The sequence below is a fragment of the Nocardia puris genome (assembly GCF_003315035.1).
GTDB lineage: Bacteria > Actinomycetota > Actinomycetes > Mycobacteriales > Mycobacteriaceae > Nocardia > Nocardia puris.
Genome location: NZ_QNRE01000002.1, coordinates 893,032 through 906,095, shown reverse-complemented (window position 1 = coordinate 906,095; position 13,064 = coordinate 893,032). Strand labels below are relative to the sequence as shown.

At 71.1% G+C, this 13,064-nt stretch carries 13 protein-coding genes; 8 read left to right on the top strand and 5 right to left on the bottom strand.

What is annotated here, in order from left to right:
• Positions 1-126 precede the first annotated feature (126 nt).
• From DFR74_RS09875 to DFR74_RS09850, 5 genes are all read left to right on the top strand, one after another.
• A complete protein-coding gene (locus DFR74_RS09875; RefSeq protein WP_067511210.1) occupies positions 127-558 on the top strand; it encodes an NfeD family protein in 432 nt (143 codons plus the stop codon).
• Positions 558-1,853, top strand: a complete 1,296-nt coding sequence (locus DFR74_RS09870; RefSeq protein ID WP_067511209.1) for an SPFH domain-containing protein — start codon at positions 558-560, stop codon at positions 1,851-1,853. Before DFR74_RS09875 ends, DFR74_RS09870 begins: the two co-directional genes overlap by 1 nt.
• A 224-nt stretch (positions 1,854-2,077) precedes the next feature.
• A complete protein-coding gene (locus tag DFR74_RS09865; protein ID WP_228788465.1) occupies positions 2,078-2,434 on the top strand; it encodes a hypothetical protein in 357 nt (118 codons plus the stop codon).
• 155 nt (positions 2,435-2,589) lie between these two features.
• A complete protein-coding gene (locus tag DFR74_RS09860; RefSeq protein ID WP_067511207.1) occupies positions 2,590-3,384 on the top strand; it encodes a CorA family divalent cation transporter in 795 nt (264 codons plus the stop codon).
• 631 nt (positions 3,385-4,015) lie between these two features.
• Positions 4,016-4,936 (top strand): S1C family serine protease, encoded by a 921-nt coding sequence (locus tag DFR74_RS09850; protein WP_232331818.1) that lies wholly within the window; start codon positions 4,016-4,018, stop codon positions 4,934-4,936.
• A gap of 94 nt (positions 4,937-5,030) precedes the next feature.
• Here the strand turns inward: DFR74_RS09850 and DFR74_RS09845 are convergent, their stop codons facing one another.
• On the bottom strand, positions 5,031-5,723 hold the full coding sequence (locus DFR74_RS09845) for a TVP38/TMEM64 family protein (protein WP_067511206.1): 693 nt from the start codon (positions 5,721-5,723) through the stop codon (positions 5,031-5,033).
• 184 nt (positions 5,724-5,907) lie between these two features.
• Here DFR74_RS09845 and DFR74_RS09840 point away from each other — a divergent pair, with 184 nt between their 5' ends.
• The 3 genes from DFR74_RS09840 to meaB are packed head-to-tail and all read left to right on the top strand — an operon-like array spanning position 5,908 to position 11,068.
• Positions 5,908-7,794 (top strand): methylmalonyl-CoA mutase family protein, encoded by a 1,887-nt coding sequence (locus tag DFR74_RS09840; RefSeq protein WP_084537888.1) that lies wholly within the window; start codon positions 5,908-5,910, stop codon positions 7,792-7,794.
• The gene (gene scpA / locus DFR74_RS09835) at positions 7,794-10,067 is read left to right on the top strand and encodes a methylmalonyl-CoA mutase (protein ID WP_067511205.1); all 2,274 of its coding nucleotides are present in this window, start codon (positions 7,794-7,796) and stop codon (positions 10,065-10,067) included. The genes DFR74_RS09840 and scpA overlap by 1 nt, the downstream gene beginning before the upstream one ends.
• The gene (gene meaB, locus DFR74_RS09830) at positions 10,064-11,068 is read left to right on the top strand and encodes a methylmalonyl Co-A mutase-associated GTPase MeaB (protein ID WP_067511204.1); all 1,005 of its coding nucleotides are present in this window, start codon (positions 10,064-10,066) and stop codon (positions 11,066-11,068) included. Before scpA ends, meaB begins: the two co-directional genes overlap by 4 nt.
• A gap of 33 nt (positions 11,069-11,101) precedes the next feature.
• On the opposite strand, the gene DFR74_RS09825 is transcribed toward meaB, so the two are convergent.
• The 4 genes from DFR74_RS09825 to DFR74_RS09810 form a co-directional block, all read right to left on the bottom strand.
• Positions 11,102-11,464 carry a nuclear transport factor 2 family protein gene (locus tag DFR74_RS09825; RefSeq protein ID WP_067511203.1) on the bottom strand — a complete coding sequence of 121 codons (363 nt, stop codon included), beginning with the start codon at positions 11,462-11,464 and terminating at the stop codon, positions 11,102-11,104.
• Positions 11,465-11,557: 93 nt separating this feature from the next.
• Entirely contained in the window at positions 11,558-11,956 is a 399-nt protein-coding gene (locus tag DFR74_RS09820; RefSeq protein WP_067511202.1) for a hypothetical protein, read from the bottom strand.
• Positions 11,957-12,124: 168 nt separating this feature from the next.
• Positions 12,125-12,619, bottom strand: coding sequence for a universal stress protein (locus DFR74_RS09815; RefSeq protein WP_084537887.1), 495 nt, complete (start codon positions 12,617-12,619; stop codon positions 12,125-12,127).
• Positions 12,620-13,009, bottom strand: coding sequence for a universal stress protein (locus DFR74_RS09810; RefSeq protein ID WP_170160723.1), 390 nt, complete (start codon positions 13,007-13,009; stop codon positions 12,620-12,622).
• Positions 13,010-13,064 lie beyond the last annotated feature (55 nt).

The following is a 13,064-nucleotide window of genomic DNA, read 5'->3' as shown; positions in this document are numbered from 1 at the left end:
AAACTACCGGGTGGCAGGGCGATTTCGCGGTTGCGACGCCGCGTTTCGCCGAACCTGCGGCCCCGGGGCGCCGCGCCGTCGCCCGAGAGCGGCCCGAGATCAACTCCGGACGGTTAGAGTGGGGGTGTGGCCGCTATTTTTTGGCTGGTCGCGGGAATTCTGCTCGCGGCGGCGGAGATGCTCACCGGTGACCTCACGCTGCTCATGATCGGCATCGCCGCCCTCGGCACCGCCGGTGTGAGCGCGGCGGCGGACACCTCGCTGGTCGTGGACGCGATCGTGTTCGCGGTGATCACCGCCGTGCTGATGCTGGGGGTGCGCCCGATCCTGCGGCGCCGCTACAGCCTGCCGCCCGCCGTGCCCACGAATGTCGATGCGCTGCAAGGTAAGTCGGCGCTGGTGCTGGAAGAGGTCGCCGCGCATTCGGGCCGGGTGAAGCTCGGCGGCGAGGAGTGGACCGCGCGGCCGATGAACCCGGACGAGGTGTACGAGCCGGGTGTGACCGTGTACGTGATGAGGATCGACGGCGCGACGGCCGTCGTCTGGAAGGGGCCTTGATGGCTGTACTGATCGTCGCCGCCGTACTGGTGCTGCTGGTCGTGGTGGTGGTGTTCAAGTCGATCGCGCTGGTGCCGCAGGCCGAGGCCGCGGTGATCGAGCGGCTCGGCCGGTACTCACGCACCGTGTCCGGGCAGCTGACGTTCCTGGTGCCGTTCGCCGACCGCATCCGCGCGAAGGTGGACCTGCGCGAGCGCGTGGTGTCGTTCCCGCCGCAGCCGGTGATCACCCAGGACAACCTGACCTTGCAGATCGATTCGGTGGTGTATTTCCAGGTCACCAGTCCGCAGGCCGCGGTCTACGAGATCAGCAACTACATCGCCGCCGTGGAGCAGCTCACCGTCACTACCCTGCGCAACGTGGTCGGCGGCATGACGCTCGAGGAGACGCTCACCTCCCGCGACCAGATCAACAGCCAGCTGCGCGGCGTCCTGGACGAGGCCACCGGTCGCTGGGGCCTGCGCGTGGCGCGGGTCGAGCTCAAGGCCATCGATCCGCCCCCGTCGATCCAGGAGTCGATGGAGAAGCAGATGAAGGCCGACCGCGAGAAGCGCGCCATGATCCTCACCGCCGAGGGCACGCGCGAATCGCAGATCAAGACGGCCGAGGGCGCCAAGCAGGCGCAAATCCTCTCCGCCGAGGGCGCCAAGCAGTCGGCGATCCTGTCCGCCGAGGGCGAGCGCCAGAGCCGCATCCTGCGGGCCCAGGGTGAGCGCGCCGCCGCCTACCTGCAGGCGCAAGGTCAGGCGAAGGCCATCGAAAAGGTGTTCGCCGCAATCAAATCCGGCAAGCCGACGCCGGAACTGCTGGCCTACCAGTACATGCAGACGCTGCCGATGGTGGCGCGCGGCGATGCCAACAAGGTGTGGCTGGTGCCCAGCGATTTCGGCAAGGCCCTGGAAGGGTTCGCCAAGAACTTCGCCACGCAGGGCGAGGACGGCGTGTTCCGCTACGAGCCTCCGCAGGAGGACGTCCCGCCGGTGAAGGTGGAGGACGACTCGGATGTGGCGGACTGGTTCGACACCGCGCCCGACCCGACCATCGAACGCGCCGTTCGCGCCGCCGAGGCCAGCGCCCGGACGCCGGTCGAGGGGCTGGCCCCGCTCACCCCCACGCCGCCGGCGCGCCCGCGCGATCTGGAGAAGCCCCCGGCCCCGCCCGCGGAGCCGGCGCCGCCGCAACCGCAGCAGCCCTACCCGCCGCAACAGCAGCAACCCCCGCAGCAGCAGCCGGGCTACCGTCCGGACGACCCGCACGGACGGCCGTGGCAGCCGCCGGAGAACTACCGGCGCTGACGACATCCTCGGCACGCCCCGCCACCCGATCCCGGGTAGCGGGGCGTTCTGCGTCTCCGCACGTTCGAATGCGCTCGGGGTGGGTAGGTGACCAGGTGAGCGGGGTCTCACGACCCGGCGCGCGATGATTTGCTGAAAAGTTGCAGAGTCCGATGTGTCCGACTACGGTTCTGGGCGTCGCTGAGAACAGCGCGCGACCGAACCGACGAATCCGGGAGACTTCGATGCAGTACCGGCCCGTAGCTGCGGCGTTGCCTGCCCGCGTGCCCGGCGTGACTCCGCCGGGCGCGTTGCGGGAGGACCAGATCGCGGTCAAGGAGTTCCAGCGCGAGGGCACGCAGGTGTCGGTGACGATCGGGCGCCCCGCGCAGTTCCCGGAGCGGGCGGGCTGGCGCTGCCGGGTGCGGGTGGAGCGCGAGACCCGGCTCGAGCAGTCGCAGGTCGTCGCCCCCACCGAGGCGGAGGTGCTGCGCATGGCCATGGAGTTGGTGACCAGCCGCCTCGGGCTGACCGGCGCCGAGTTCCTCGACGGCGCGCACGTGCGCTCCGATTTCCTGTGCGGGCTCACCACCGCGGGCTGAATCGCCGGGTCGGTGCGCCCGTGCCGATCCCGTTGCGGTGCTGGGCAATACGGTCGGCGTGGTCACGTTGACGCGGCGGGAGTCGCGGGCTACTAATGGACGGTGGCGCGACGCGCGCAGCCCCCTCGTCCGACAGCCCACGGGAGCGCCCACCCATGTCCGGCTCGCTCAGCCTTCCGGTCGACCGCTTCGACACCGAAGTGCTCGGCCTGCACTGGATTCCGCTGCCGGAGGCCGACGAGAACACCGCCGCGGTATTGCGCGAGCGCCTCGGCGTCGACTTCCCGCCCGTGGCCGACGAGCCTTGGGAGAGCGGCGGTTTCGCCTACTTCCCGGTGACGTTCCGGTATCCGCGCGGTGAAAGTTTGGTGGACGCGCGGGTCGTGCTCGCCCTCGGGGCCGATTTCGTCGTCACGCGTCAGCCCGCCGAGCCGTTCGTCCCGTTCGACGCCGCCGTGGCCGAGATGGCGCGCACGCCCGCGCTCACCCGCTCCCCGCACGGCGTGCTGTACGCGCTGCTGCGCGCGCTGAACGAGACATCCGAGCGGGTCGTCGCCCACGCGGCGGACGACGTGGACGCGCTGGCCGGGCTGGTCGGCGGGCTCTCCGGTGGCGCGGGTGCGCTGCGCGACGTTTCCGCGCGTCTGGACCGTGCTGAGCGCACGGTGGCGCAAGTGCGCGAAACCCAGCGCGGGCTCGCCCGTGCGGCGCGCCACCTGCGCGCGGTGCACGCCGATGAACTCGGCGCGCCCGTCGCCGCCTTGCTCGCGGCGATCGAGGCGGCCGACGCCCGCGCGCAGGGCGTGCAGGACCGCGTTCGCCACGTGGAGGCGGCACTGGCCGCGCACCTGGCACTGCGCCGGACCCGCCTGCGGACACTGCTGGCCCTGTGCGCGGCGGGTCTGGTTCCATTGCTGATGATTCTGGGCTATCTGGCCTTCTCCGCCTGACCGATCCGCCGCGATCACATGCTACGGAGCCGAGCGCTCCGGCGGTTGGTCCTCGCCGCACCCGTCCGGCGGCACACGGGCGTTCGGCATCCCCGTGCGCAGCGCATCCGCTTCGCCACTTCGGTCGGTCGAACCGCCGCCCATGCCGGCACGCGTATCGAATCGGCTGGCTGGACCACGTGGAACCAAGGCCGATGCGCTGCCTCCCGCGAAGCGCGCCACGACCGCGGCGGCGAGAGCGGCGATGTCGTGCGCCCGCAGTACCGCCCGCTCGGCCCGCCGGGCGTGCTTGCCACCGTGCACGGCATTCCACGCGATGCCGTGAGCGGGCGGCGCGCGAGCACCGACCCGGCCGTCGCGGCGAAACCAGCCAGCGAGGCCCAGATCCCGATCACGAAGAAAGTCCCGCGCCGACTCGGTCCACACCCACAGCCGTACCGGTGGACACCCGGCCGCTACGGCACCCTCGGAGGTAGCACGGCTGTGATCTGGGTCGCGGGACCGCCTCGCCGCCGTTCGCGACACGACCCGGCTCGCTGGTCTCCGGTCGGACACGGCTGGGCGAATTCTCTTGCGGGATACCCGAACACGGTGCGGCCTGTGCTGTCTGAGGAGCATCCTGGAAAAACTGGTGTCGGCGCGGGACGAGGTGGTCGGTGTGGACGAGGTCGAGCGGGATGCGTATTCGCGCGCGGTGATCGGGGTGGCCGCGGAGGTGGCGCCGCGGGTGGCGCGGGTGCGGCTGCGGCGGACCGAAGGCTCGGCGGTGGTGTGGGCGGACGGCGTGCTCGTCACCACGGCGCATGTCGCCGGGGTCGAGACCAGTGGGGACGTGCTGTTCGCCGACGGGAGCGAGTCGCGGTTCGAGTTGATCGGCATCGAGCCGGTGTCGGATCTGGCGGTGCTGCGGGTGCGGGACGGATCGCCCGACGCCGCGACATTCGGGGACGCCGACGGTCTGGACGTCGGGCAAGTGGTTGTCGCAGTGGGTAGTCCGTTGAGTCCGGGCGCTTACGTGAGCGCGGGGGTGGTCGGTGCGCTGGGGCGCGCGCTGCCGGTGACCTCACGCCGCGCGGGACGCCTTCTCGAATCCGTCATCCAGACCGACACCACACCCAACCCCGTCGATGCCGGTGGCGCGCTGTGTGACTCGGCGGGCCGCGTGATCGGCATCCTCACCACGGTGACGGGCATCGGCACGGGTCTGGCGATCCCCGTCGACCCCACCACCCGCCACATCATCGACACCCTGCGCACCGAGGGCCGCGTGCGCCGCGCCTACCTCGGACTGATCGGCATCCCCGCCCCGCTGCCCACCGGAGGCGGGGGAGTGCGCGTCTTCGACGTGGTGCGCGGCGGTCCGGCCGAACGCGCGGGCCTGCGCCGCGGCGACGTCGTGCTCGACATCGGCGGTGCGAAAGTCGAGGACGCCCAATCCCTCCAGCGCCTGCTGTTCGCCGACGCCATCGGCCACCCCACCCCGATCACCCTGCTGCGGGGCGGCGAACCGACGGAGGTGACCGCCGTCCCGATCGAACTGGGCGCGGACTGAGCGAACGGCGCGGCGGGTCGAACCGGAATCGGAGAGTGCGCGGTACTCCCGTCCGGGCCGTGGACCGCGGCCGGTCAGGTCCGGGCCTCGCCCCTCAGTCGCGCGCGCCGACCGGTTCGGCGACCGGAACCGTTTCGGACTCCACCGGTTCCGGCTTCCAGCGCGCGTCGACCAGCAGCCCAGCGAAACCGATAGCCAGGCACACACCGGAGACGACCAGCATCGCCGGATGGGAGCCGCCGGTGAGCGCGTCGGCGAGGACGACGGTGGCGATGGTGCCGGGCGCGGACCCGGCCAGGGTGGCCGCGAGGTAGGGCCAGAAGCGCACGGAGGACAGTCCGCAGCAGTAGTTCACCACCGAGAACGGGGCGAAGGAGATCATCCGCAGGGAGCCGACGGCCAGCCAGCCGCGCCGGCGCAACCGGTCGTCGATCGCCGTGACCGCCGGGTGCCGGATGCGGGAGGCGACCTTGTTGCGGTCCAGCGCCCGCACGAGCTGGAACGCCAATGCCGCCGCCACCGTGGTCGCCGCGAGCGCGACGATCACACCCAGCAGCGACCCGAACAACACCCCGCAGCTCACCGTGAGCACGGTCCGGGGGACGGGTGCGACCGCGACCAGCGCGTACACCACGAAGAACAGCACCGGCAACCACGGACCGGCCGTCCCCGCCCACTCCTGGATGCGCGCGGGACCGGGCAGCGGAACCAGCAGCGCGGCGGCGCAGAGCGCGCCCACCCCGGCGAGCAGCGCGACGATACGCGGGTTCCTGAGCAGCCTGGTCACCCGCGACAGGTTACCGGTTGGTAGTGGCGGCCAGGGTCAACCCGCGCGCGCCGGACCGCTAGCATCGAGGGGAACGGGACGAATACTCGTTAACCGAAGTGTGCGCTGACCAGCGCAAACGCGGCGGAAGTGAGTGTTTGCCAGTGGTGCGTCCCGTGGGTCGAACAGAAGAGGAACACCAGCTATGCCGATTGCTTCAGATCCGCCCCCGGGCGGGGAGGTCGCGGATCGCCCCGAGGGTGTCGTGCCGCAGTACGACGCCTGGCGCAAGGGTGTGGCGGGAGTCCTCGCCAAGGCGCGCCGGGTCGAGATCACCGAACTGCCGGACGAGCCGGAGCGGCTGCTCGAGCAGACCACCTACGACGGCCTGACCGTCGCCCCCCTCTACACGCTGCGCGACGAGCGCCCCGAGCTGCCGCTGCCCGGCGAGTTCCCGTTCGTGCGCGGCCGCGACGCCACCCGCGACGTGCATCGCGGCTGGTTCGTCAGCGCTTACGTGGGCGATGCCGACCCCGCCGTCGCCAAGCGCGAGATCCTCACCGGACTGGAGAACGGCGTGAGCGCCGTGTGGCTCGGCGCCGGAACGCGCGGCGTGCCCGTGGCCGCACTGCCCGCTGCGCTGGAGGGCCTGCTCTACGAACTCGCGCCGCTCACCCTGGACGCGGGCGCGCAGGTGTCCGAGGCGGCCACCGCCGTGTTCGGCCTCCTCGACGGCTACCAGCCCGCGGGCGACCGCGCCGACATCCGGCTCTCCCTCGGCGCCGCACCGCTCACCAGCCGCTTCGCCGGCCTCGAGGACGTGGACACCGCCGAGGCCGTGGTGCTGGCCGGTCGCGCGATCGCCCGCGCGGAGACGGTGCGCGCGATCACCGTGGACGGCACCGTCTTCCACGACGCGGGCGCCTCCGACGCGCAGGAACTCGGCGCCGCGATCGCCGCCGGACTCGAATACCTGCGCGCGCTCACCGAGGGCGCGGACCTGGCGGATGCCCTGGGGCAGCTGGAGTTCCGGTTCGCCGCCACCGACGACCAGTTCGCCACCCTCGCGAAATTCCGCGCCGCGCGCCGCCTCTGGGCGCGCGTCGCCCACGTCTGCGGCGCACCGGATTTCGGCGGCGCGCCCCAGCACGCCGTCACCTCGGCCGCGATGATGAGCCGGCGCGATCCCTGGGTGAACATGCTGCGCACCACGCTGGCCGCGTTCGGCGCGGGCGTCGGCGGGGCCGACACCGTCACGGTGCTGCCCTTCGATTCGCCGCTGCCCCCGGGCGAGCTCGGTGTCTCCAAGTCGTTCTCGGACCGCATGGCCCGCAACACCCAGCTGCTGCTGCTCGAGGAATCCCACCTCGGCCACGTGCGCGACCCCGGCGCCGGCTCCTGGTACGTGGAGGACCTGACCGCCGAATTAGCCGTCAAGGCATGGGAATTCATGCAAGAGCTGGAGGCCGCGGGCGGCTACCTGGCCGCCCTCGAGTCGGGCCTGCTCGCCGAGCGCATCGCCGAGACCAAGGCGGCGCGCGACAGAGATGTCGCGCACCGGAAGACGGCCGTCACCGGCGTCAACGAATTCCCGAACCTGGGGGAGCAGCCGCTGTCGGAGGCGGCGCGCGTGCCCGGCCGGGTGGCGCGCTACGGCGCGGCGTTCGAAGCGCTGCGCGACCGCTCCGACGCCTTCCTCGCCGCCACGGGCGCGCGCCCCAAGGCGCTGCTGGTGCCGCTCGGCACCGTGGCTGAGCACAACGTGCGGGTCACGTTCATCGCGAACCTGCTGGCCTCGGGCGGGATCGAATCGATCAACCCCGGCCCGCTCGACCTGGACGGAATCGGCGCGGCCGCACGGGAATCCGGTGCGGGCATCGCGGTGCTGTGCGGGTCGGACGCGCGCTACGGCACGGACGCGGGCCCGGCGGTCGACGCGCTGCGCGCCGCCGGTGTGGAGACGGTGCTGCTGGCCGGCGCGGCGAAGTCCGTGGCCGAGCTGGACGGCGCCCAGCGCCCGGACGGGTTCCTGGCCGCGAAGATCGACGCGGTCGCCGCCCTGTCGGGCCTGCTGGAGAAGGTGGGAGCCTGATGACAACGCGTGAGATCAAGCACCTGATCGGCAATTTCGCCGACGTACCGCTCGAGGAGCGGGCGCCCGAACCCGCCGCGGTGGACGCCGCCCGGGTCGAGGAGTTCGTGCGCACCGCCGCGACGGCGAACCACTACACCCCCGAACAGCTGGTGTGGTCCACGCCGGAAGGCATCGAGGTGCCACCGGTGTTCACCAAGGCCGACCGGGATGCCGTCGCGGCCGAGGGCTATCCGCTCGACAGCGTGCCGGGCATCGCGCCGTTCGTGCGCGGCCCGTACCCGACGATGTACGTCAACCAGCCGTGGACCATCCGCCAGTACGCGGGCTTCTCCACCGCGGCCGACTCGAACGCCTTCTACCGCCGCAACCTTCAGGCCGGGCAGAAGGGTCTGTCGGTCGCGTTCGACCTCGCCACCCACCGCGGGTACGACTCCGATCATCCGCGCGTGCAGGGTGACGTCGGCATGGCGGGCGTGGCGATCGACTCGATCCTGGACATGCGCCAGCTCTTCGATCACATTCCGCTGGACCAGGTCTCGGTGTCGATGACGATGAACGGCGCGGTGCTGCCGATCCTCGCCCTCTACGTCGTGGCCGCCGAGGAACAGGGCGTCGAGCCCGAACAGCTGGCCGGAACGATTCAGAACGACATTCTGAAAGAGTTCATGGTCCGCAACACCTACATCTACCCGCCCAAGCCCTCGATGCGGATCATCTCCGACATCTTCGCCTACACCAGCGCGAAGATGCCGAAGTTCAACTCGATCTCCATCTCCGGCTACCACATCCAAGAGGCCGGGGCGACAGCGGATCTGGAGCTCGCCTACACCCTCGCCGACGGTGTCGAGTACATCCGCGCGGGCATCGACGCGGGCATGGAGGTCGACAAGTTCGCGCCGCGCCTGTCGTTCTTCTGGGCGATCGGCATGAACTTCTTCATGGAGGTCGCCAAACTCCGTGCGGGACGGCTGCTCTGGAGCGAGCTGGTCGCGAAGTTCAATCCCAAGAGCGCGAAATCGCTGTCGCTGCGCACCCATTCGCAGACCTCGGGCTGGTCGCTCACGGCGCAGGACGCCTACAACAATGTGGCGCGCACCTGCATCGAGGCGATGGCCGCGACCCAGGGGCACACTCAGTCGCTGCACACCAACGCACTCGACGAGGCGCTGGCGCTGCCCACCGACTTCTCCGCGCGCATCGCCCGCAACACCCAGCTGCTCATCCAGCAGGAGTCCAACACCACGCGGCCCATCGACCCGTGGGGCGGCTCCTACTACGTGGAATGGCTGACCCACCAGCTGGCCAACCGCGCCCGCGCGCACATCGCCGAGGTGGAGGCGCACGGCGGGATGGCCCAGGCCATCGGCGAGGGCATCCCGAAGCTGCGCATCGAGGAGGCGGCCGCCCGCACCCAGGCGCGCATCGACACCGGCCAGCAGCCGGTGATCGGCGTCAACAAGTACCAGGTGGAGGAGGACCAGCAGGTCGAGGTCCTCAAGGTCGAGAACTCGCGGGTGCGCGCCGAACAGATCGAGAAGCTGGAACGCCTGCGCGCCGAACGCGATCCGGCGGCGGTGGAGCGGGCGCTGGCCGAATTGACCCGTGCCGCGGGGTCTTCCGAGGGCGGCATGGCGAACAACCTGCTGGCCCTGGCCATCGACGCGGCGCGCGCCAAGGCCACCGTCGGGGAGATCTCCGACGCGCTGGAGAAGGTGTACGGGCGGCACCAGGCCGAGATCCGTACGCTGTCGGGCGTGTACCGCGATGAGGCAGGCAAGGTCACCAATATCACCAAGGCGAGCGAACTGGTCGAGGAGTTCGCCGAGGCCGAGGGCCGCCGCCCGCGCATCCTGGTCGCCAAGATGGGCCAGGACGGCCACGATCGCGGTCAGAAGGTGATCGCCACGGCCTTCGCCGATCTCGGCTTCGACGTGGACGTGGGCCCGCTGTTCCAGACGCCCGAGGAGGTGGCGCAGCAGGCGGCCGACAACGACGTGCACGTCGTCGGTGTGTCGTCGCTCGCGGCGGGCCACCTCACGCTGGTGCCCGCCCTGCGGCAGGCGCTGACCGAGGTCGGTCGTCCCGACATCATGGTCATCGTCGGCGGCGTCATCCCGCCGGGCGACTTCGACGAGCTCTACGAGGCCGGCGCGGCGGCGATCTTCCCGCCCGGCACCGTGATCGCCGAGGCCGCCATCGATCTGCTGCGCAAGCTGTCCGCCGAACTCGGGCACGAGCCGGGCGGGGCGGAGCCGGACGCCGCGGAATGAGCAGACGCGTCATCGATGTCGACGCACTGGCGCAGGCGGTCCGCGCCAATGAGCGGGCCGCCGTCGCGCGGGCGATCACCCTGGTCGAATCCACCAGGGCCGACCATCGGGAACTCGCGCAGCGATTGTTGCTGAAGCTGACGCCCGAATCCGAAGCGGTGGTGTCGAATCGGGTGGGCATCACCGGTGTGCCGGGCGTGGGCAAGTCGACGTTCATCGACGCGCTCGGCATGTCGCTGATCGGCAAGGGGCACCGGGTGGCGGTGCTGGCGGTGGACCCCTCGTCCACCCGCACCGGCGGCTCCATCCTCGGCGACAAGACCCGCATGGCGCGACTTTCCGTGGAGCGCAACGCCTATATCCGTCCCTCGCCCACGGCGGGCACGCTCGGTGGCGTCGCGAAGGCGACCCGCGAGACCATCGTGCTGCTGGAGGCGGCCGGGTACGACGTGATCCTGGTGGAGACCGTCGGTGTCGGGCAGTCCGAGGTGACCGTCGCCAACATGGTCGACGTGTTCTGCTTCCTGACCCTGGCGCGCACCGGAGATCAGTTGCAGGGCATCAAGAAGGGTGTGCTCGAGCTCGCCGATCTGGTGGCCGTGAACAAGGCCGACGGCAAGCACGAGGTGGAGGCCAAGGCCGCCGCCCGCGAACTCGCCGGGGCGCTGCGGCTCATCCACCCGCACGACACCCTCTGGCGCCCACCGGTGCTCACCATGAGCGGCTTGGAAGGCACCGGCCTGGACAAGTTCTGGGACACCGTGCTCCAGCACCGCCGCGTCCTCACCGACGCCGGCGAGTTCGACGAGAAGCGCCGCCGCCAGCAGGTCGACTGGACCTGGACCATGGTGCACGACAACCTGTTACGCCGCCTCGCCGACAACCCGAACGTCAAGGCGATCCGCCACCAGGTCGAAAAGCAGGTCCGCGACGGCACTCTGACCGCCGCCCTCGCCGCCGAAGAACTCCTCCAGGCCTTCGATTCGGGGGAGCGGGGGTAGGCCGCGGCCGCTCGGCGCGCGGAAGGCGCTACGTCACCCGACCGCCGAGGCGTGGGCGGCGACGACCCGCCAGCCGCGCGAGTCGTCGTGCGCCCAGGTGCGGGTGTAGCGCATCTTGGCCGCGAAGGGGGAGCCGTGCACACTGCCCTCGAGGACGCCGAGGAACCATGTGACGCCGGTGGTTCCTTCCACCAGGACCGTCAGCTGTTCTTCCTCGAGCTTGCTCAAGGTTTGAGCCTTCGTGCGGTGCAACTCGAGATCGTCGGCCTTGGTGAACGTGTCGGCGCCGAAGGTGAAGATCAGCCGGTCATCGAGTAGCGCGTCCAGCGCCTGGACATCCCCGGCCAGCTGCGCGGCCTGAAGTCGCCGTTCGGCCTGCCGCAAGTCATTCTCCATACCACTCAGCATGCCAGCCGAGTGCCGATCCGCCCCGCACGTTTCGCTGACAGCGGATATGCGACCCCGCGCGGATTCCGCCGCCGAGCCGGACTACGCGGAGGTCTGGTCGAGTTCCCGGAAGGCTCTGGCGAATTCGGCGTCGGTGCGGAGGAGGTGGTCGCGGGCGGTGGTGAGGAGGGTGCGGAGCTGTTCGGCGGTGGTGCGGTAGGCGTCGAGGGTGGTGGCGGCGTTGTTCGGGCCTTCCGCGGCCTTCTCGCGGAAGATTCGGACCAGGGCGGAGGCGGTCCAGAGGCGGGGGTTGTCCTCGCCGAGGCCCCAGGGGGAGTGTGCGGCAAGGGATTCGGCGGCGGTGCGGGCCTCGGTGAGGCGGTCGATGACGTCGGCGCAGGCGCGGTCGAGGGCGAGGAACGCGGCGGGTTCCATGCGCAGGCGGGGCGCCCCGGCTGTCGCGTCGTCCACGGCGGCCCCGACGGGGTTCGGCACGGTCATGGGTCACCCTCCCAGTGGTGTCGTTTGCAGGGTTGGACGCACCACGCCCGGCCCTGGTTCCCCCGAAGTGCCGACACGCGCTGCGACACGCCGTACCGGGTGAAAGTCACACCGGGGCAAGGGGATCGGTGACGCCGCAGCGCTCCACGCCGGTTGCTCGGCCCGCTCTCAGTCCTCGTGCCCGACCAGCAGGGGGCAGTCGGCCGCTAGGACCAGGGACTGGCTGGTGGAGCCGAACAGCATGCTGGAGAAGCCGCCGCGTCCGCGGCTGCCGACCACCAGCAGTTGTGCGGTTTCGGAGCGTTCGCGCAGGTAGCGTTCGGGGCGGTCCTTGACGACCTCGCGGTGGATGGTCACCTCGGGGAAGCGTTCCTGCCAGCCCGCCAGGCTTTCGGCGAGGACGTAGTTCATGTCGGTCTCGGTGTCGGCGGGGTCGAAACCGTAGTCGGCGGGCAGTTCGACGCCGGTCCAGACGTGCACCGCCACGAGGTCCACGCCGCGCACGGACGCCTCGGACAACGCCAGTTCGATGGCCGGTTCGCTGACGGCGGTACCGTCCACGCCGACGATCACCGGCCGCGTGCGCACCGCGGCGGAGAGATCGGCGCCCTCCCGGATCACCGCGACAGGGCAGTGCGCCCGGCGCGCCAGCGCGGAACTCACCTAGCCGAGCAGCGCCCGCCGCAGGCTCCCGCGATCGCGCGTGCCGACCGCGATCATCCGCGCTCCCTCGGACCGTGCCAACAGCGTGGGCGTGGCGGGGGACTGCACGAGTTCCACCCGCACCTCGACACCGCCGAGGTCGGCCGCCGCCTCCTCGGCGCGCGCGGTCGCCGAGCCGAGCAACCACCGTCCGTGCTCGGCCAGGCGGTCGTAGTCGGTGGCGGTGAGCGGTTCGGTGCTGCCGGGCCCGTAGTCGGCGACCACGTCCACGACGTGCAGTAACAGCAGCGGGGCGCGGTGCAGCGCGGCGGTGTGGGCGGCCCACGTCACCGCCGTCGTCGCGCCGGCCGATCCGTCGACCCCCACCACGATCGGTGCGTTCCCAGCCATCGCCGTCTCCTCTCGGGTGCCGCCTGCGACCATACCGTGCACGTGACGACTGTCC